Annotated in this window: 13 protein-coding genes; 10 read left to right on the forward strand and 3 right to left on the reverse strand. The window is 71.6% G+C overall.

Going from position 1 to position 20,236, the window contains the following annotated elements:
• Positions 1–3 precede the first annotated feature (3 nt).
• The 3 genes from ACFQVC_RS04655 to ACFQVC_RS04665 are packed head-to-tail and all read left to right on the forward strand — an operon-like array spanning position 4 to position 6,694.
• Positions 4–1,278: a CpaE/TadZ family protein gene (locus tag ACFQVC_RS04655; protein ID WP_381826669.1), complete on the forward strand. Its 1,275-nt coding sequence runs from the start codon at positions 4–6 to the stop codon at positions 1,276–1,278.
• Positions 1,275–5,288: a type VII secretion protein EccCb gene (eccCb, locus tag ACFQVC_RS04660; RefSeq protein ID WP_381826671.1), complete on the forward strand. Its 4,014-nt coding sequence runs from the start codon at positions 1,275–1,277 to the stop codon at positions 5,286–5,288. The genes ACFQVC_RS04655 and eccCb overlap by 4 nt, the downstream gene beginning before the upstream one ends.
• Positions 5,285–6,694 (forward strand): DUF6177 family protein, encoded by a 1,410-nt coding sequence (locus ACFQVC_RS04665; protein ID WP_381826673.1) that lies wholly within the window; start codon positions 5,285–5,287, stop codon positions 6,692–6,694. Before eccCb ends, ACFQVC_RS04665 begins: the two co-directional genes overlap by 4 nt.
• A gap of 6 nt (positions 6,695–6,700) precedes the next feature.
• Here the strand turns inward: ACFQVC_RS04665 and ACFQVC_RS04670 are convergent, their stop codons facing one another.
• Complete coding sequence (locus ACFQVC_RS04670) at positions 6,701–8,221, reverse strand: right-handed parallel beta-helix repeat-containing protein (RefSeq protein ID WP_381826675.1); 1,521 nt, start codon at positions 8,219–8,221, stop codon at positions 6,701–6,703.
• Between the two features lie 266 nt (positions 8,222–8,487).
• Between ACFQVC_RS04670 and ACFQVC_RS04675 the strand changes: the two genes are divergently transcribed.
• The 7 genes from ACFQVC_RS04675 to ACFQVC_RS04705 all read left to right on the forward strand — a co-directional run bounded on the left by ACFQVC_RS04675 (position 8,488) and on the right by ACFQVC_RS04705 (position 18,662).
• Positions 8,488–9,786, forward strand: coding sequence for an ABC transporter substrate-binding protein (locus ACFQVC_RS04675; RefSeq protein ID WP_381826677.1), 1,299 nt, complete (start codon positions 8,488–8,490; stop codon positions 9,784–9,786).
• A complete protein-coding gene (locus ACFQVC_RS04680) occupies positions 9,783–10,793 on the forward strand; it encodes a carbohydrate ABC transporter permease (RefSeq protein WP_381826679.1) in 1,011 nt (336 codons plus the stop codon). The genes ACFQVC_RS04675 and ACFQVC_RS04680 overlap by 4 nt, the downstream gene beginning before the upstream one ends.
• A 28-nt stretch (positions 10,794–10,821) precedes the next feature.
• The gene (locus ACFQVC_RS04685) at positions 10,822–11,640 is read left to right on the forward strand and encodes a carbohydrate ABC transporter permease (RefSeq protein WP_381826681.1); all 819 of its coding nucleotides are present in this window, start codon (positions 10,822–10,824) and stop codon (positions 11,638–11,640) included.
• A 19-nt stretch (positions 11,641–11,659) separates the two neighbouring features.
• Positions 11,660–14,863, forward strand: a complete 3,204-nt coding sequence (locus tag ACFQVC_RS04690; RefSeq protein WP_381826683.1) for a glycoside hydrolase family 38 N-terminal domain-containing protein — start codon at positions 11,660–11,662, stop codon at positions 14,861–14,863.
• 10 nt (positions 14,864–14,873) lie between these two features.
• Positions 14,874–16,556: a class I mannose-6-phosphate isomerase gene (locus ACFQVC_RS04695; protein ID WP_381826685.1), complete on the forward strand. Its 1,683-nt coding sequence runs from the start codon at positions 14,874–14,876 to the stop codon at positions 16,554–16,556.
• Positions 16,556–17,497 carry an ROK family protein gene (locus ACFQVC_RS04700; protein WP_381826687.1) on the forward strand — a complete coding sequence of 314 codons (942 nt, stop codon included), beginning with the start codon at positions 16,556–16,558 and terminating at the stop codon, positions 17,495–17,497. Before ACFQVC_RS04695 ends, ACFQVC_RS04700 begins: the two co-directional genes overlap by 1 nt.
• A gap of 145 nt (positions 17,498–17,642) precedes the next feature.
• Entirely contained in the window at positions 17,643–18,662 is a 1,020-nt protein-coding gene (locus ACFQVC_RS04705; protein ID WP_381826689.1) for a LacI family DNA-binding transcriptional regulator, read from the forward strand.
• Positions 18,663–18,707: 45 nt separating this feature from the next.
• On the opposite strand, the gene ACFQVC_RS04710 is transcribed toward ACFQVC_RS04705, so the two are convergent.
• Together ACFQVC_RS04710 and ACFQVC_RS04715 are read right to left on the reverse strand one after the other, a co-directional pair.
• Complete coding sequence (locus ACFQVC_RS04710) at positions 18,708–19,208, reverse strand: DinB family protein (RefSeq protein WP_381826691.1); 501 nt, start codon at positions 19,206–19,208, stop codon at positions 18,708–18,710.
• Positions 19,209–19,266: 58 nt separating this feature from the next.
• Positions 19,267–20,169, reverse strand: a complete 903-nt coding sequence (locus tag ACFQVC_RS04715) for a DUF3048 domain-containing protein (RefSeq protein WP_381826693.1) — start codon at positions 20,167–20,169, stop codon at positions 19,267–19,269.
• Between the last annotated feature and the right edge of the window lie 67 nt (positions 20,170–20,236).

Raw genomic sequence — 20,236 nt, forward strand, 5'->3', positions numbered from 1 at the left:
GCGATGGCTGGGGGCGATTGGCAGCGAGACGTACTGCGTGAGCTGAAGCAGGCCGAGGGCGAGGAGAGGGAGCACACGGTCAGCTTGCAGTTGTCCCGCGCCGAGGCGGAGAAGGCCTGGCGCGGCGATGAACACCAGGCACCCCAGACACAGCAGGCGCCGCACGCACCACAAGCACCCCCCGCGCCGCAGGGTGCTGCTCCTGCTGCGTCCTCTTCGCAACAGCGCCCCGGTACGCAGATGCCCGCCCCGCAGCAGCCTCCCGCGCAAGCCCGTGTGCCCACCCCTCCCGCGGCCGGGCAACCTCCCGCACAGCAGCCCCCTGCCCACCATCCCCGTGACCCCCGCCTGCCCACCGTGTCCCCGGAGTCCGAGCCGACGCTCGACCCGCGGCTGTCCGCAGCGGTGGGCCGTCCGGTGCGCGGTGACTCCGTGGTGGAGCGCGCGGGGCGTTCGTTGCGGAAGCTGACGGCGTCCACCGCGCGGGAGGTCGAGGAGGTCACCCGGCTCGGGCGTGAGGTGCAGCAGCCGGTGACCACGGGCCGGGTCATCGCCGTGACGTCGATCCGTGGTGGCGTGGGCAAGACCACGGTCTCCTCGCTCATGGCGCGTACGTTCAACCACTACCGCCAGGACCCGGTCCTGGCCCTGGAGATGGATGCCGCGCTCGGCACACTGCCGGTGCGTCTCGGCGCCGACACCGTGCGCTGGACGGTGTCGGATCTGGCGCAGATCCTCAAGCCGTCGATGCTGTTGACGGACGTCACCGGCTATCTGGTGCCCGTCGCCGAAGGCGGCTGGCTGCTGCCCGCCAGCCAGGGGCGCATCGGCGCCCAGGTGGACGTGGAGATGTACCGCACGGTGACGCTCGCGCTGCGCCGTTACTTCGGTGTGACGGTGGTGGACTGCGAGTGCCTGCCCGGCGAGGTGGCACGTACCGCGATGGCCACAGCACACGCCCGCGTCATCGTCGCCCCGGTGACCGCCGAAGGCGTCAACGGGACGCGTAAGGTCCTGGACTGGCTGGCCGGACTGCCACGCGGGGCACTGGCCACCACGGTGGTAGCGCTCACCGCCAGTTCACCGGACACGAAGCTGGACTTGAAGACCGCCACCACACATCTGCGGGAGGCGGGTGTGGCCGTCGTACCCATCGCCTATGACCGCCATCTCGGAGCGGGCGGAGTGATCGAGAACGCTCTGCTCGGCGAAGCCACCCGCCGCTCCGCCGCCCGTCTCGCAGCCGAGGCGCTGCAGTTCGCGGTGAGGATGCCATGACCCAGCAGCTGATACACCGCCCCGCTCGCTCCACCCGCCCCCAGCTCGGAGCAACACCACGCACCATCGAAGCACCGCCGAACCTGCCCGAAGGCAAGATCGGCACGGCGGCGACCGCGCTGCTGCCGCTGGCCGGCGTGATGGGTTCCGTCGTGATGATGACGGTCATCCGCAACAGCCGGTTCGCCGCGATCGGCGCGATCGTGCTCGTCTTCGCGCTGCTCGCCGCGGTGGCCTTGTTCCTGTCGCAGCGCGGTAAGGCGCAGCGCACCCGCCGTTCCCAGCGTGAGCGGTATCTGGAGTATCTGGAGGAGCTGCGCGAGGAGTTCACCGCCGGGGAGCGGGAGCGGCGTAGTCAGGCCAGGGTGCTCGATCCTGCCCCGGAGGCGTTGTACGACATCGTGCGCAACCCGGCCCGGCTGTGGGAGCGGCGTCGCCTGGACGCCGATTTCCTGCGGGTGCGGGTGGGCACGGGAGACGTTCCCACCCAGGCGCTGGTGATCGGGCAGAACGACGGTGGCGTCCTCACGCCCCCGGATCCGTTCATGCTCAACGAGGCCCGCGCTCTCGTGGCGCGCTACTCGCGGGCGAGCGACTCACCGCTCACCGTGCCGCTCGACCGTGCCGGGAACGTCAGCATCGTCGGTGACCGCGAGGGCGTCCTGCGCGTCGCCCGCGCCCTGGTGATCCAGACGGCCGCGCTGCACGCTCCGGGCGATGTCGCGCTCGCGCTCGGCGTGCCGGGCGACCGGCTCACCGAGTGGAAGTGGGCCAAGTGGCTTCCGCACGTGCTCGATCCGCACCACCACGACGGCCCGGTTGCTGTCCGGCGGATCGCTCCGAGCCTGGACCAGCTGGCCGACCTGCTGCACACGGATCTGCGGCGCCGGGCCTCGTATGCGGCCGAGGTGCGCCGCGGCCTGTCCGACAAGAACGCACTGCAGCTGGTCGACCGGCTCCTCGTCATCAGTGACGAACACGGGCACAACGCCGCCGAACTGCCCCGCCCCGACACGGCGGTGGGCCTGGCCGGCATGGGCGTCACCGTGCTGCACCTGCTGGAGCAACAGGTGCACGAACCCGACGAGGTCGCCGTCCGCATCACCGTCGACGGCGACAACGTCATCGTCGAGGACCTGCGATCCGGCAACAGCCCGCACTCGGTCGGCACGGTGGACCACTCGGTCGGCACGACGGACCAGGTGAGCATCGCGGGAGCCGAAGGCGTGGCGCGGATGCTCGCGCCGCTGCGCCTGTCGGCCGAGTCCGTCGCCGAGGGCACCCCCGTCTCCGGAGCCGTGGACTTCCCCGGACTGCTGCACATCGACGATCCCGCCGCACTCGACCTGACCCGGCTCTGGGCCCAGCGCAGCGAACGCGACTTCCTGCGCGTACCCATCGGCGTCGACGACCGGCACAAGCCCGTCCTTCTCGACCTCAAGGAGTCCTCCGAGCTCGGCATGGGCCCGCACGGCCTGTGCGTGGGCGCGACCGGCTCCGGCAAGAGCGAACTGCTGCGCACCCTCGTCCTGGCCCTCACCGCCACCCACGCGCCCGAGGACCTGGCGCTTGTCCTGGTCGACTACAAGGGCGGCGCCACCTTCGCCCCGTTCGCAGGCCTTCCGCACGTCGCCGGCGTGATCACTAACCTGGAGAACCAAGCGGGACTGGTCGAGCGCGTACACGCCAGCCTCGCCGGGGAGGTCAAGCGCCGCCAGCAGGTCCTCAAGGACGCCGGACACGTCGCCGACATCGGGCACTACGCCGCGCTGCGTGCCGAACAACCCGCCCTGGACCCGCTGCCGCACCTCTTCGTCGTCATCGACGAGTTCGGTGAACTGATCACCGCCAAGCCGGACTTCATCGACCTGTTCCTGTCCATCGGCCGTATCGGCCGCTCCATCGGCGTACACCTGCTGCTGTCCAGCCAGCGCATCGAGGCCGGCAAGCTCAAGGGCCTGGAGACGTACCTCTCGTACCGGCTCGGCCTGCGCACCTTCTCCGCCGACGAGTCCCGCACCGTCCTGGACACCGTCGACGCCTTCAACCTGCCGCCGCTGCCCGGCTTCGGCTACCTCAAGGTCGACACCTCGCTGTACGAGCGGTTCAAGGCCGGCTATGTCTCCGGGGCCTACACCGGCCCGGCACGACGAGAAGCGGAAGCGGACGAGCCGCTCGCCTGGCCGTACCCCACCTTCAACACCCTCGCCACGACCGACGATCCCGCCGACGAAGAGCCGACCGCGACCAAGCGGGACACCGGCCCGAGCGTCATGTCGGTGATGGTCGACCAGCTGACCAAGGCGGCCGATCCGGTACGCCGCATCTGGCTGCCCCCGCTGCCCGGCGCGATCTCCCTGGACGCGGCGGCAGGCCCGCTGGACGTCACTCCCAGCGGTCTGCGCCTGAGCAGAGCCCCCGGCCATCTGCAGGCGCCGCTCGGCGTCCTGGACGACCCGGCCAAGCAGTGGCAGGGCCTGTGGACCGTGGACCTGACGGCCTCGGGAGGGCATCTGGCCCTCATCGGCGGCCCGCAGACCGGCAAGACCACCACACTCCGCACCCTCGCCCTGTCCCTGGCCCTCACCCACACCCCGCGCGACGTCGCGCTCTACGGCCTCGACCTCGCGGGCGGCGGCCTCAGCGCCCTCGCCAAACTTCCCCACGTCGGCGGCATCGCGGGACGCGCCGACCGCGAACGCGCTGCCCGCACCGTCGCCGAGGTACGCACCATGCTGGGCGAGCGCGAAGAGCTCTTCCGCACCCACGGCATCGACTCCATCGAGCAGCTGCGCCACCTCCGCGCCCACGGCCGGGTACCCGAACTGCCCTCCACCGACATCGTGTTGCTCATCGACGGCTTCGGCGCACTGCGCGACGAGTTCACCGACCTCGAGGACGACATCGTCGACCTGCTCAAGCGCGGCAGCGGCTACGGCATCCACGTCGTGGCGGGCATGCTGCGCTGGAACGACGTCCGCATCGCCACCCAGGCCATGTTCGGCACCCGCCTGGAACTACGTCTCAACGACCCCGGCGACTCCGCCATTGACCGCAAACTCTCTGCCACCCTCAGCGCGGACGAACCCGGCCGACTCCTGAGTGACGACAAGCTGTTCGCCCAGGTCGCCCTGCCCCGTATCGATACCGGCACTACGACGGGCGACCTCGCCGAAGCCCTCGACGACGCGACGGCCTCCGTGCGCGCCACCTGGCACGGCGAACTCGCCGCCCCCGTAAGGGTCCTGCCCACCCAACTGCCCACCGACAAGCTGCCGGACCTCGCAGCCGAACCCCTACGCGTCCCCATCGGAGTCGACCAGGAAGCCCTCGCCCCCGTCACCCTGGACCTGTTCGGCAACGACCAGCACCTGCTGATCCTCGGCGACAGCGAATGCGGCAAGACCAACCTGCTGAAACTCATCGTCGAGCAACTCACCGCCCGCTACACCGACGAGGAACTCGTCTTCGGCGTCTTCGACCCACGCCGTGGCCTGCGCGGCCTCGTCCCCGAGCCCTACCGCGGCGGCTACGCCTACAACACCAAACTGGCCAACGCCCTGGCCACCGGCATCGCCAAGGAACTCGACAAACGCATGCCGGACGAGAGCGTCGACCACGACACCCTCACCAACCTCGTCACCTTCCGCGGGCCGCGCATCGTCATCCTCATCGACGACTACGACATCCTCACCACCGCAGGACAGCAGCCCCTGGAACCCTTCCTGCCCTACATCTCCTCCGCCCAGGACATCGGCCTGCACTTCGTCCTCGCCCGCCGCGTCGCAGGCTCCGCCCGCGCGCTGTACGAGCCACTGCTGACCACACTGCGCGAATCCGGCACTTCGGCCCTGGTCATGACCGGCGACCGCAGCGAAGGCCCCCTCCTGCCCGGCCTGTACGCGAGCCAGCAACCGCCCGGCCGCGGCATGTTGGCCCGCCGAGGCCGCCGCCACCAGCTCATCCAGACCGCCCTCGCCACACAAGCCCAGGAAGCGCCCCCGTCATGACCAAGGACATCATCGCCCTCACCGAGAAGATGCCCGACCCCATGGCGATCCTCGCGGGCCTGTACGCGGGCGGCCCCGAGCTGACCGCCGAGACGCTCCACGACGGCGCGGTCATCCAACTCACCACCCCCGCAGGCCGCCCCCTGCTCGCCGTCGAAGCCCCGCTGCTCGTCCACGTCCCCGGTGAGGCCGCCCGCCTCCTGGGCCCGGACATAGCGCTGGACGCGCCGGTCTGGTGGACCGAAGTGCGCGCCTCCTCCGCCCTGCCGGAAGCCGAGCGCCTGGCCGCTTCCTTCGCCGGCCGCCTCAACGTCCTGCTCGGCGGCACCACGTGGCCCCCGGACACGGCAACCGTGGAAGCCGTCGAATTCACCCCCGAGACGGCCACCCTCGCCTCCCCCGAAGAAGCCCAGCTGACCGTCGACGTCCTGACCACCCAGGCCGCCGTCGTCATCAACGACCGCCCGCTCGTCGCGATGACCACCTGGCTCTCCGACGTCGTGCGCAAGGCAGCGGACGCCGAACGCGCCCTCCAGATCGTCACCCCGCCCGGCACCCGCCTCACCCTCCCCACGCGGGTGGCTCTCGGCGGACACCCCAACCGCTGGGTCGTCAGAGACGAGACCTGCGCTTACTACGACGGCCTCTCCGGCGCCGTACTGCACTGGCAGAACGGCGCGTTCACCCCCGTCCGCACCCCGGACGGCAACGCGGAGGTCGCCGAAGCCTTCACCACCGCGATCTCCACGGACACAGGCGAACGCCAACTCCTCCTCTCCCTCCGCCTACGCCACGACCCCGCCGAAGACCTCACACTCGGCAGAGCCCTTGAAGCCAGCTGGCAGACCCTCACCGGCGCCCCGCCGGCAGGCTGGGGCACGGCCGAACCCATCAACCTGCCCTGGTCCACACGTCAGTTGACCGAACTCGCACACAGTCGCGCACCCGAACCCAGCTGGCTCGCCGCTGTCGGCCGCCCAGACCGACCCGCCCTCGCCACCCTGAAGGTCACCCGCACCACCGCAGGAGTCGAAGAAGAAATCACACTCGCCATCGGCTACGGCCCCGGCGAAACCCCACCCCTCGACACGATCGAAGCCCTGGCCGCCACACTCGCCGCCGAGCACGGACTGACCACCCTGCTCACCTCACTGCGCACGGCCCGCGCCGACCTGACCGTGCCGCCCCACCTCGAAGCGCCGCCCATGCCGGTCACTTTCACCCTCGGCACCGAAATGGTCGAAGAAGTCGGCCTGGACCGAGCCGACCGACCCCCGCTCGCCCTCAAGCCCGCCAGGCTCGGCCCCGACCGGCGACCCGCCCTGCACTATCCGCTCGGCGACGGCACGGATCCCCGCGCCTGGGAGATCTTCGAACAGCTGACCCAGCACCTCAGAAAGGCCTGACCGCGCTCACCGCCCGACAGCCCCCTGATCCGCCCCCACATTGGGCGGCACCGGAATCGGATTCCCGAAGTAGTCCACCTCGGTGCCGTCGGCCGGGGCCGAACCCGCGCCGATTGCCGGGGAGTTCGCCTGCAGGCGCAGGTCGTCCGGGGTTTTCGGGTCGGTGGAACGCAGCAGCGGATTCGCGTTGATCGCCGAGGGGTCGCGGGGCTGGGACGTTCGCCAGTACAGGTTGTTCTTGAAGGTGCTCACCGTGTCCTTCATCGGCGAACCCGCCCCCTCCGCGCCCACGAACACATTGTCCTGGAAGGTCACTCCCGTAGGACCGTTGCTGGAGACGAGGGCCGTGTCCGGGTGGTTGGTGGCGATGGTGTTGCGGTAGACGCGGGTGTCCGTGGACGCGCCGCAGACCACCGAGATCACCGCGTACGGGGACTCGGTGTTGCGGTCGTTGATGCTGACGTTGTCGTGGAAGCGGTTGGCGTCCGTCTTCATGCCGGGGCCGTTGCAGACGAGGAGGAAGCCGCCCTCGTTGTCGTGGCTGTAGTTGTAGCGGTACACGTTGCGGTTGTTGCCGCCGTCGAAGTCGAAGGCCATCGAGTCACGGGTGCCGTGACCGCCGGTGACCTCGTTGTACTGGTAGAGCACATCGTCCGCGTTCCAGGCCCACACCCCGGCGTTGTAGCCCGCCGAGCGCATGTTGAAGCCGTCCACGTAGTTGTGCTCGACCACGGCCTGCTTCGCCGTCTGCACCACGATGCCGTCGCCGCCCACGTCGTGGACCTTGTTCCGGCGGATCTCCAGGCCGGTGATCGCCTCCCAGCTGGTGCCGGGGCCCTCCGGGTGCTCGGGGCGCCGGCCCCAGGTCGAGGAGGTGCCGATGCCCGTGCGGTCCACGTGGTCGACCGTCGAGTCCTCCACGCGGATGCCGTCGAAGCGGGTCGGCTTCGCCGAGCCGAGGACGGAGAAGAGGATGCCGCCCGAGGGGTCGGGGTCCTTGAAGTCGGCGCCGTTCACGTCGTGTACGTCCACCCCGTCGACCACGAAGTGCTCCGCCACGCCGTAGTCCGTGAGCTGGACGAGCAGGCCCGCGCGCCGGTCGGTGGTCGTGGGCGCGCCCGTGTTGGACAGATCGAGGTTGCGGATCTCCCAGTGTTCGGTGTTGGTCAGGTGCACGGTCGCCCGTGCGCCCTCCCCCTCCAGCCGGGGCTTCGCGCCGCGGCCGTACGCGTCCAGGCGGATCGGCGCGCCCGGTGCGCCCGCACCCTTGGGGGCCAGAACCCCCGTACAGCTGCTGCCTCGCTTCAGGAGCAGACGGTCGCCGGGGGAGAGGAGGTGGGCGCTCGCCTTGGCGAGGGTGCGCCAGGCCGTTCCCGCCGAGGTGCCCGCGGCCGAGTCGTCGCCGCCCCGGCAGTCGACGTAGTAGCTCGTGCCCGCCGTCGCCTGCGCCGAGGCCATGGTGGGCAGCAGGCCCGCTGCGGCGGTGACGAGTGCGGTCACGAGGGCAGGGGTGCGGCGCAGGGGCATGGAGTGCTCCGATCCGATTCCGATCCAACGCGGGTGCGGTGCGGGCACGCTAATCGCCGTCCGCCCCTGCGGCCCATGGACAAAATGCGGCCGTCGTTGGACGTCTGGGGCGTGATGCTGAACGGATGGGGCGTGAGAGCGCTCACGAGTGCCGCGTAACTCGGCTCGTTCGCTCCATTGACAGTCGGCGCTGGTTGGGGCGAAGCTCCAAGACGCTCGTGTTAACGCTAACACCGGGCTGACACACGCCTGTTGGGAGCCGCCCCATGTCAGGTCGTCGTCACCATCCGCCGTCCCCGTCCGTGGGGCGCCGCACCCTCCTGCTCGGTGCCGCCGGTGCCGCCCTCACCACCGGCTGCGTCTCGGCCGCCGCCCAACCCCGGGGCAAGGTCGCGGTGTTCGGGGACAGCGCCACCTGGGCGCCGCCCATGAGCGCCGCCGGCAAGGCGCTGAAGAAGGTCGCCGGTATCGAGCTCGTGCCCGAGGTCAATCCGTCCCTCGAGTCGTTCGAGCAGGTCGTCAAGTCGTCCCTTCGTACGCGCAGGACCCCGGACATGCTCAAGTACTGGTCCGGGTACCGGCTTCGGGATCTGGCCCGCACCGGTGGCGTCGTCGATCTGACCCGGCAGTGGGACGCGGCCGTCGCCAAGGGCTGGGTGGACCGTTCGCTGCGGTCGGCCTTCAGCCACGAGGGGCGGGTGTACGCGCTGCCGATGAACCTCGCGTACTGGGTGTTCTTCTACAACCCCGAGGTCTTCCGCGAGCACCGTCTCCAGGCGCCCGGGACCTGGGAGGACTTCCTCGCCGCCTGTGAGCGGCTGAAGCGCGCCGGCATCACCCCGCTGCACGGCACGGCCGACGGACGCTGGCCCTCCTTCATCTGGTTCCAGGAAGTGCTGAGCCGTCAGGACACCTGGTTCTACGAGGAGTTGATGAACGGGCGGGCGCGCTACACCGATCCGCGCACCGAACGCGCCCTGCGCACCCTCGTGTCGTTCTTCGACAAGGACTGGTTCACGCCCATGGACATGGCCCACCCGGACGCGGCCGCCGCCCTCCTCAAGGGTGACGTCGGCATGCTGCCCTGCGGCACCTGGCTGGGCTCCACGTTCACCGGTGCGGGCGGCAAGCCGGGAAAGAACGTCGACGCCTTCGTGCTGCCGATGGCCGATCCCGGTGCCCGGCCCGCAGTGATCTTCGAATCCAGCGCGTTCGTGGCCACCGTCAAGGGGTCCGACCGGGAGGAGGCCGAGCGGGCCGCCGCCGGCTGGCTGCACCCCGAGGTCATGAAGGCCTTCTCGCACACGCTGCAGGACGGCTGCCCCAACCCGAAGGTGCCCGCCGCCAACCCGGTCATCGCGGGTCTCGCGGACCGGGTGCGCGGCGACCGCCTGTGGCTGCTCAACCGGTTCTGGGAGCAGGGCCCGCCCGAACTCGTCGAGGCCGCCGTCGACGACCTCGCGGGCTTTCTGCTCAATCCGTCCTCGTACCGCCGCGTCCTGCGCACCCTGCAGGAACGCGCGGACGAGGCCTGGAAGGTGTGGCGGGAGGCGGAGCGGATATGACGGACGCCACCACCGGAGCGGGTGCTGTCGCCGGTCCGGACCTCACCACCGCAGCCACCTCAACTACCGAGCAGGCCCCACGTGTTCGGCGCCGCGTTCCCACCCGCAGCCCGTACCGGGCACCGTCCGGCGGCCGGCTCGGCCGTCCGCTCGCCGCACTGCCGTGGGCGCTGCCCGCGTTCCTGTTCGTCGGCGTGCTGCTCGTCTATCCGTTCTTCCGCAGCCTCTACGGCAGCTTCTTCGACGACAACGGCTTCACGAGCAGCTTCACCGGACTCGACAACTACGCCCGGCTCGCCGACGACCCGATCTTCGGCCGGTCCCTGCTCAACACCGTGCTGTGGGTGGCCGGCACGCTGCTGCTCCCGGTGCTCGCCGGCCTGCTGGTCGCCGTCGCCACACACCGGATGCGGTTCGGCGGGCTCGCCCAGCTGGTGATCGTGCTGCCGTACGCGCTCGCGCCCGCCGCCACCGCCGTCCTGTGGAACTTCATGCTGACCTCCGACGGCGCCGTCAACCAGGTCCTGCGCGCCGTCGGCCTGGACTCCTGGGCGCAGAGCTGGCTCCTGGAGTGGCCGCAGAACACCCTGTCCATGATTGCCGCCAGCACCTGGCAGGCCACCGGCATCAACGTCGTGCTGTTCGTGATCGGGCTCCGCGCCATCCCCCAGGAGACCGTCGAGGCCGCCCAGTTGGACGGAGCCAAGGGCTGGCGGATGTTCCGGTACATCACGCTGCCGCAGCTGAGGGCGCTGACCGTGGTGGTCGTCGGCATGGCCATCGTCAACAGCCTCAAGGCCTTCGACATGATCTGGGTGATCACCAAGGGCGGCCCGTCCCGCTCCTCCGAAACCCTCGCCCTGACCATGTACCGCGAGGCGTTCCGGCTCTTCCACGTGGGCTACGGCTCGGCGATCGCCCTCGTCCTCTCGGTCGTCGTCGTCGCCTCGTCCTGGATGTATCTGCGCCGTCAGATGCCCGAATCCGCAGCCGGCGCCCGGACGTGAGGAGGGCGGAGACTTGGGAGGGACTGTGATGGGACGCGCGGTACGCCATCTGTTCGTCGCCGGATGTGTGGTGCTCTGGCTGGTCCCGCTGTATCTGATGGCCGTCAACGCCCTCACCCCGGCCGCCGAGTACGCGGGCCACCCCGAGTGGACCGTGCAGGGCTTCGCCCTGTGGGAGAACCTGGACACCGCCTGGACCGTCGCGGGCATCGGCGACAGCTTCCAGGCCTCGCTGCTCTACTCCGTGGTGTGCGCGGCCGCCGCCGTGCTCGTGGCGGCCATGGCGGCCTTCGCCGTCGTGGTCCTGCCGATCCCGCGGCCCGCCTTCTGGTTCTGGCTGATCTACTCCGGGACGCTGTTCCCGCTGCAGATGTTCCTCGCACCGCTCTTCGGCCTGTACGCGGACACGAACCTCTACGACACCAGGCTCGGCCTGATGCTGGTGTACGCGGCCTGGGCGGTGCCGTTCGCCTTCTTCCTGATCCGCAATCAGATGGCCGTCATGCCCGCGGAGTTGACGGAGGCCGCGCTGATCGACGGGGCGTCCTTCCGGCGGATCTTCTGGCGCATCCATGTCCCGCTGATGCGGGCCGGGCTCGGCGCGGCGTTCATCTTCCAGTTCACGGCCGTGTGGAACGACCTGCTGCTCGGGATCACACTCAGCCGCAGCGGTGAGGTGCAGCCGGTCATGGCGGCCCTGACCACGCTCAACAACGCCTACAGCTCCACCGGGCCGCCCGTGATCCTCGCCGGGGCGCTGATCGTTTCGGTGCCGACGCTCCTGGTGTTCCTGGTGTTCCGCGGCCTCTTCCTCAAAGGGGTCACCGCATCCGCCGCCGCCCGCTGACGTTCCGGAAGGACGCCGTATGACCACCCGCGCCCTCGTCCGCACCACCGACTGGGACAACGACCGTATCCGCGACAGCCTGCGCGCCTCCGTGGTGAGCGCCGAGGGAACGGTGGGCACCGCCGCCCTGCGGCTCACCGGGGAACCGCTGATGCGGTACGCGGACGACGGGACACTGCTGCAGTCGCTTCGGGTCGAGGCCGCCAACGGGACTGTCTTACCGGGTGAGTTGGTCGTGCGCAGCGAAGGCGGGAGTGTGCTGCGGGCCGAGCGGGACGAAGGGCCCGGCGGAAGTGTGCGGCTGCTGCTGCCCGCCGTCGACGCGCCGGTCCGGGTGAGCGTGGGCCTGCCGGACGAGCCGGAGCATGGTGTCGACGTCACGCTCACCCCGCAGCGCCGCTGGACCCTGCACCTGGTGCACCACTCGCACCTCGACATCGGCTACACCGACCCGCAGGGCCGGGTGCTCGCCGAGCACCTGTCGTTCCTCGACTCCTGTCTTGAGCTGACCCGGGCCACCGACGACTGGCCCGAGCAGTCCCGGTTCCGGTGGTGCGTCGAGTCGCTGTGGTCGTTCCGGCAGTGGGCCGACGCGCGCCCCGCCGAGCAGGTCGAGGAGTTTCTGCGCCGGGTCCGCGAGGGCCGGATCGAACTCACCGCGCTGCCCTTCAACCTGCACACCGAGACCTGCTCCACCGACGAACTGCACGAACTCCTGCGCCTGGCCCACGACATCCGGGAACGCCACGGCGTCGACTTCACCTCCGCCATGCAGACCGATGTGCCGGGAGCGGTCGTCGGACTCGTCGACGCGCTCGCCGTCGCCGGCGTCAAGTATCTGTCCGTGGCGCACAACTGGGCCGGCCGCTCGGTGCCCCACCTGGTCGGCGGGGAGAAGCTGCCGCGCCTGTTCCGGTGGCGCGCCCCCAGCGGCAACAGCGTCCTCGTCTGGGTCACCGACACCCCGCACGGACTGGCCTACATGGAGGGACCGCTGCTCGGTTTCGACACCGACTACGCCGACGTCGACGACCTCCTGCCCGCCTACCTCACCGCACTCGCCACCCGCCCCTACCCCTACCGCGGCGGCATCTTCGGCTGGGCCATGGACCAGGAGGAGATCAAGCGCGACCCGTATCCGTGGGACGTCCTTCACCTGCGTGTGCAGGGCAAGTTCGGCGACAACGCGCCACCGCGCCGCATCATCGCCGACACCGTGCGGCGCTGGAACGAGACCTGGGCCTATCCGCGCCTCAGGCTCTCCCGCAACGAGGACTTCTTCACCGACGCCGAGGCCAGGCTCGGTGACGAGATCCGTACCTTCGAAGGCGACTGGACGGACTGGTGGGTCGACGGCGTCGGCTCGGGCGCGCACCCGCTCGCGCTGACCCGCACCGCACAGGCCGAGGTCGCCGAGGCCCAGACCCTCGGCGCCTTCGCGGGCGTCCTCGGCGCCACGGGGGCCGAGGACGACACCCGCGACGCGCCGGGGGTCTACGAAGCCGCCTCCCTCTTCGACGAGCACACCTGGGGCGCAGGGGACCCCTGGACGCACGGCGACGAGGGAGGCCACAGCGGTGAACAGCAGTGGCACTGGAAGTACGGGCAGGCCCTGCGCGCCCGCGACGACGCCCGCACCCTGCTCGGCCGCGCCTCGGCCAGGCTCGGGCAGCGCCTCGCCGCGGCGCCGGGCGCGGCCGCCTCGTACCACGTCGTGAACACCTGCTCCTGGCCGCGCACCGAGGTCGCCAGGATCTTCCTGCCCGAGGCGAGCGTGCCCCTGGAACGGCCCGTCGAGGTGCGCGACGCCCGCACCGGGGCCGTCCTCGCGCACGAGGAGGAGCCACAGACCAACGACGACCACCGCGACGCGGGCCGCTTCCTGCTCGTGCGCGTCGACGAGGTGCCCGCGGCCGGGTCGGTACGGCTCGATATCGCCGTACGAACACCGGGAGACAGTGCGGCGGCGGCGACGCGGAGGGCGCCCGCCACAGACGCGACGGGCTGGAACCCCACCGGCGGCACCGAGCGCGAGGACCCCGCCGAGTCCGCCGCGTACGCCCACGCCAGGCCCGACGCCACCCTCCTGGAGAACGAACACCTCGCCGTCCGCGTCGACTTGGCGCATGCCTGCATCGCCTCGGTCGTCGACAAGGCGACCGGCCGCGAACTCGTCCGGCAGAACGCCATCACCGGCTTCAACGCCTACCTCCACGACAGCTACACCACCGCAGGCGCCTTCAACCACAACTCCAGCCGCACCACCGCCTCCGACCGGCTCGAACACCTCGGCCGCCGCTCCGTCGCCCCGCCCGCCGCGCTGATCGCCCGCCGTTCCACCGCCGTCGGCGAGTCCCTCACGTACGAGACACGCCCCGCGGGCGCCAACCGCCTTCGCACCACGCTCACCCTGCAGCACGGCGTGGCCCGCCTGGACATCGAGAACCGGCTCGACAAGGACGCGACGCTCGGCAAGGAGAGCGCCTACTTCGCGTTCCCCTTCGCCTTCGACGAGCCGACCGTGCGCATGGAGGCCTCCGGGGGCGTCACCGGCACCGGACTCGACGTCGTGCCGGGATCCGCGCTGCACATGCGGGCCGTACGCCGCTGGATCACCCTCGCCGACAAGGGTCTCGCGGTCGCCTGGGCCACGCAGGACGCGCCGCTCGTGCAGTTCGGCAACATCGCGCTGCCGTATGCGCCGTTCCCGAAGACCATGGGCCACGACGAGCCCGCGACCGTCCACTCGTGGATCCACAACAACCTGTGGGACACCAACTTCCCCAGCAGGCAGGGCTTCGACTTCGCCTTCCGCTACAGCCTCGCCTGCGCCCCGTCCGCCGACGGGCTCGGCCCGCGCACGGCCGCCGCGCTCAGCCGCCCGCTGCACGCGGTGCGGGCCAGGGGCACGGGCTCCTGCGGGGGCCCCGGTGCCGGACCGGACGGCGCCGCCGAGGCCGCGTACCGCTTCATCGACATCGACGACCCGCGGATCCGTCTCGTCGGCGCCACCACCCCCCGCCCCGGCGAACTCCTCCTGCGCCTTCAGTCCTTCGCCGAGGACACGGTGACCTGCCGGGTGTCGGCGCGATGCCCCGTGACGGCGGCCCACCGGGCCGACTACCTCGGCGCCCGGCTCGGCCAACTCGCCGTACAGGACGGCTCGTTGCGGCTCGACCTACCCGCGCTCGCCACGGCCGCGGTGCTCTTCGTACGTCCCTGAAGGAGAACGTGTGTACCGGCTCGACCCCCGCTATCCCCCCACACCCGCAACCCGGCTCACCGCCGGCTGGAGCGCTGTCGCCGCCCTGCTGCCGGGCGGCCCCGCGACCCTGGCCGTCGACGGACCGCCCGCCACCGACTGGGAGGCGCTCGCCGCCCGTCTCGCCGCCGCGAGCCCCGTACCCGTCCGCACGCTCGACCTGCGCGCCCACTACGCGCCGCCCGAGCAGGTGCGGCGCCGCACCGAACGCCCCGAGGACACCGCCGACCCCTACTACTGCAGACTCGCCGACAACCCCCTCGACGACCTCTTCGACCGTGTCCCCGCTCCTCAACCACCCTGCGAAGGCGTGCTGTTGGTGTACGGACCCGGCGCCTCCCTGGTCCGTCACGACCTGCTCTGGTACGCCGATGTGCCCAAGCGGTACGCCGAGTCCGCCGTCGCCGCCGGGCACGGCACCAACCTCGGACTTCCCGGCGAACCCGGCACACTGCGGCGGCTCTTCTACCTCGACTGGCCGATGCTCGACCGGCACCGCGACGCGCTCGCCCCTCGCGTCGACGGCTGGCTCGACATGCAGCACCCCGGCCACCCCGTGCACCTGGACGGCGACGGGCTCCGCGCCACCTGCGCCGCCCTCGCCCGCCGCCCCGTACGCACCAGGCCCTACTTCAACTCCACGCCCTGGGGCGGACACTGGGCGCAGCGGGAACTCGGCTTCGACCCCACCGCACGCAACACCGCACTCGGCTATGAACTCATCGCCCCGGAGGCCGGTGTCCTCATCGGCCACGGGCCCGCCGCCCAGGCCGAAGTGCCCTTCCAGCTGCTGTGCGCGCTCCACCCCGAGCAGCTGCTCGGGGCCGCCGTGCACGAGCGCTTCGGCACCTCGTTCCCGATCCGCTTCGACTACCTCGACACCGTCGACGGCGGCAATCTGTCGGTGCACTGCCACCCTCAAGAGCCGTACATGAAAGAGCGGTTCGGCTGGTCCTACACCCAGCACGAGACGTACTACATGACGGTCGCGGGGCCCGACACCAAGGTCTACCTCGGGCTGCGCGAGGACGCCGACGTGGACCTGTTCCGCAAAGAAGTGGAGGAGGCCGCCACCGACGGCGTGCCCATGGACCCCGAGGACCACATCCTGACCTTCCCCGCCGAACCCGGCCGCCTCTTCCTCATCCCCGCCGGCACCCCGCACGCCAGCGGCGCAGGCAACGTCGTCCTGGAGATCAGCGCCACCCCCTACCTCTACAGCCTGCGGTTCTACGACTGGCTGCGCCCCGACAGCGACGGCAACCCGCGGGCCCTGCCCTACGAACACGGCCTCGCCAACCTGGAGACCGGGCGCCGCGGTGACGCCGTCGCCCGCGACCTCGTCCAGGAACCCCGCACCCTCCGCAGCGGCGAAGGCTGGTGCGAGCGGCTCCTCGGCGCCCTCGACGAGATGTTCTACGAAGTCCGGCGCACCGAACTGGCCGCGGGCGCCGTCGCCGACGACGACACGGACGAACGCTTCCACGTCCTGAACGTGGCGGCGGGCGAGGGAGCGGTCGTGGAGACCGCGGCCGGCGACCTGCACGACCTCGCCTACGCGGAGACGCTCACCGTGCCCGCGGCGGTCGGCGCCTACCGGCTGCGGGCAGTGGGCGAACGGCCCGTACACGTCGTGAAGGCGCTGGTGCGCTGATGGCAGCCACCCCCGTCCTGGAGGTCGGCGGCACCCATGTCACCGCGGCCCTCGTCGCCGCTGACGGCAGCGGTGTGCACCGGCGGGTGCGCCTGCCCCTCGACCCGCACGGCAGCGCCACCCGGATCATCGGCACGCTCGTCGGCTGCGCCCGGCTCATCCCGGCACCGGCACGCGCCGTGTGGGGCGTGGCCGTGCCCGGTCCCTTCGACTACGAACGGGGCGTGGGGCGGTTCGCGGGCGTCGGCAAGTTCGACGCACTCAACGGCGTCGACCTGCGCGCCGCGCTGCTCGGCCGGCTCCCGCAGCGTCCCCGGGACGCGGTGTTCCTCAACGACGCCGACGCCTTCCTGTACGGCGAGTGGCGGGCGGGCGCGGCCCGCGGCCACGGCCGCTGCGCGGGCCTCACCCTGGGCACCGGCGTGGGCTCCGCCTTCCTCGCCGACGGCCGGATCCGCGACGAGGGCCCCGGAGTGCCGCCCGAAGGCCGCGCCGACCTGCTGCGGATCGACGGGCGTCCGCTGGAGGAGTCGGTCTCACGACGGGCGATCCGGGACCGCTACGGCGATCCCGACGCCGACGTGCACGACATCGCGGCCCGCGCACGCGCCGGGGACGCGCGGGCCCGGCGGGTCCTCGACGAGGCGTTCACCGGCCTCGGCGCCGTACTCGCCCCGTTCCTCGCCGAGTTCGGGGCGTCCGTACTCGTCGTCGGCGGTGCGATGGCGCACTCCTGGGACCTGGTCCGCCCGGCGCTCGGCAGCGGTCTGGGAACGGTCCGGGTGGAGCTGAGACGCAGCGCGCTGGGCGCGGACGCGGCGCTGGTGGGAGCCGCGGGGCGGGCACGGCCCACGGAACCGGAGGCCTCCGGCGACTTGGGCCACTCCGGTCGCTCAGGTGGCTCTGGTCGCGCCGGTCGCTCCGGGGTGACGAGCCCTTGAAGCGGGCGTCGCGCGGGTCCCGTACGAACCTCGGGCGAGGCCCTCGTACGAGCCCCATGCGAGGGCCCCGTACAACCCCCGTATGCGAAGGGCCTGCCCGTCCGCTGCGAAGATGGCGGGGCCGAGTGGAGAGGGACGGTACGTGATGGGGGAGTCGCGGGGCGGCAGGAGTGGGCCGCCGACGCTCCGGGATGTCGCCGAGCGCGCCGAAGTGAGCGCGATGACCGCGTCCCGGGTCCTGCGCGACGACCCGCGGGTACTGCCCGCGACCCGTGACCGGGTACGCGCCGCCGCCGCCGAACTCGGCTACCGGCCCAACGAAGTGGCCCGCAGCCTGCGCCGCGGCCGCGGCACGGGGCTCGTCGGCCTGGTCGTCACCAACCTCGCGAACCCCTTCTACTCCCGGCTCGCGCTCGGCGTCGACTCGGTGGTCGCCGGGCACGGCCTGAAGACCGTCATCGGCAACACCGCCCAAGACCTCGACAGGGAACGGGAGTTGGTCGACGACCTGGTGGCCCGCCGGGTCGACGGCATCATCGCCGTACCCGCGGGCGCCGAGCAGCGCCATCTCGCCGCCGCCGCGGCCGGGGGCGTCCCCGTGGTCCTCGCCAGCCGCCCGCCCGAGGGCTTCACGGCGGACTGCGTCCTGGTCGACGACTTCGGCGGCGCCCGTGCGGCGGTGCGCCGGCTGCTCGCCCGCGGCCACCGGCGGATCGGCTTCCTCGGCTCCCCGCCCGCCGTCCACACCGGCACGCAACGCCTGCGCGGCTACGCGGCCGCTCTGCGCGAGGCGGGCGTCGAGGCCGACGACGACCTGGTGCGCCTCGGCCAGACCGAACCCGCCGAGGCCACCCGCGCGGCGGCCGAGCTGCTCGCCCTCGACGCCGCGCCGACCGCGCTGTTCTGCTCCAACAACCGCAACACCATCGGCGCGTTCCGGGCCATCAGGGAACATACGGCGACGATCGCCCTCGCCGGGTTCGACGACTTCGAACTGGCCGACGTGCTCGGCCTGCCGCTCACGCTCGTCGCCTACGACAGCGACGAACTCGGCCGGGCCGCGGGCCGTCTCCTCGTGGACCGTCTCGGCAGCGGCCAAGAAGGCCAGGACGCGCCGGCGCGCCGCACCGTGGTGCCCACGAGCCTGGTGGAATACGGCAGTTGAGCCCTTCGGCCCGGCCCCCGTGGCGCGGTCACCCGCCCGCGCGCGTCACTGCGCGTACTCCCGGTGGTCGCCCGTCGCCCCGTCGATCAGCTCCCTCACGATGTCCATGTGACCCACATGCCGCGCCGTCTCCTCGATCATGTGGATCAGCACCCAGCGCAGCGTCACCGGCTCCCCGGGCCAGGACGTGCCCAGATCCTCCAGGGCGAGGTCGCGCACCACGGCGTTCGCGGCGTCGCGGGCACGGCCGTAGAAGGCGATCACATCGGCGGCGCTCTCGTCCGGCGCGATCCGCAGGTCCTCGCCCGCGTACGCGTCGGGCAGCGGCTCCGTCGTACGCCCGAAGGTGGTGCAGAACCAGCCGTACTCCACGCAGGCCAGATGCTTGACCAGGGTCAGCAGGCTGGTGCCCGTCGGCGTCAACGGCCGCTGCAACTGCTCCTCGTCGAGGCCCTCCACCTTCCAGAGCACCACGTCACGGTGCCGCTCCAGGCTCGCGAGCAGGCTTTCCTTCTCGTCCCCTGTCGGGGGTACACGCAAGGTCATGGCCGGAAGTTAGCAGCGCCCTCTGACAGCGCTCCGACAACGGCACCGAACTCGCTCTTCACGCGCGGGCGTACACCACCCATATCTGGCCCTTGGCGCAGTACAGGCGGCGGCCGTCCGTGGTGTGGTACTCCGTGGCGCGGTCCGCGCCCGCGCGGCGCCACTGGCCCTCGTAGGCGTTTCCGTTGCGCAGCAGGAGGGCCCGGCCCTCGCCGACCGTCTCGGTGAACGGCGAGACATTGCCCCAGCGGTCCCGGAAGCGGGAGCCACGGATCCGCGTGTACTGCACGATCACCGTCGCCGGGCGCAGCGCCGTGGCCCGGCCGTCCATCGCGACCTGCCAGTGCTCGCCGCGCTCCGCCCAGGTGAACGTGAAGCGGGCCGAGGGATACCGGACCGTGTGCCGCGGTGTGGCCTTGCCGTTGGGCGGGCGGGGCCCGAAGCGCAGGCCGAACGAGGCGAGGTCGCAGGCCGCGGGCCGTGGTGTGAGGCGGGCGGGGCGCAGATAGAGGTTGTGCGGCGCGGAGCGGTCCGGCGCACGGTAGTAGGCGCCCGGGGCCTTGCCCGGCGGGCGGGCCTCCAACTGTGCCGCGTCGATGAGCGGTTGGAGCTTCCCCTGCGCCCCCGAGAAGGCGAGCAGCGGGTGGCCGTACTGGCCGAGGAGGTCGAGGTCGGTCTCGCGGGCGCTGCGCACCGGGCCGACGGCGGGCGGCAGTTCACCGCTCGCGTAGACGGCGAGCAGCCGGCTCAGGCCGGACTCGACCTGCTCGACATGGATGACGTCGGCCGCATCGAGACCGGTGTGCGGGCGGGCGGGACCGACGTTGTCGATTTTCACCGCGAGCGGTACGCACCCCTCCTGGCCCGCGCCGGGCGGCCGGCCGTCGCCGGGGCCACGGCTCTCTATGGTGCAGCCGCTGAGAACGGCGGCGGAGCCCAGGAGGAACGCGCGTCGCTTCATGCCCGTACGTGTACCCGCACGGGGCGCTTGTCAGCCGGGACCGAAGCCCGCGTCTGCCGGCGCGGGC

This window comes from Streptomyces monticola (assembly GCF_042665355.1).
GTDB classification, from domain to species: domain Bacteria; phylum Actinomycetota; class Actinomycetes; order Streptomycetales; family Streptomycetaceae; genus Streptomyces; species Streptomyces monticola.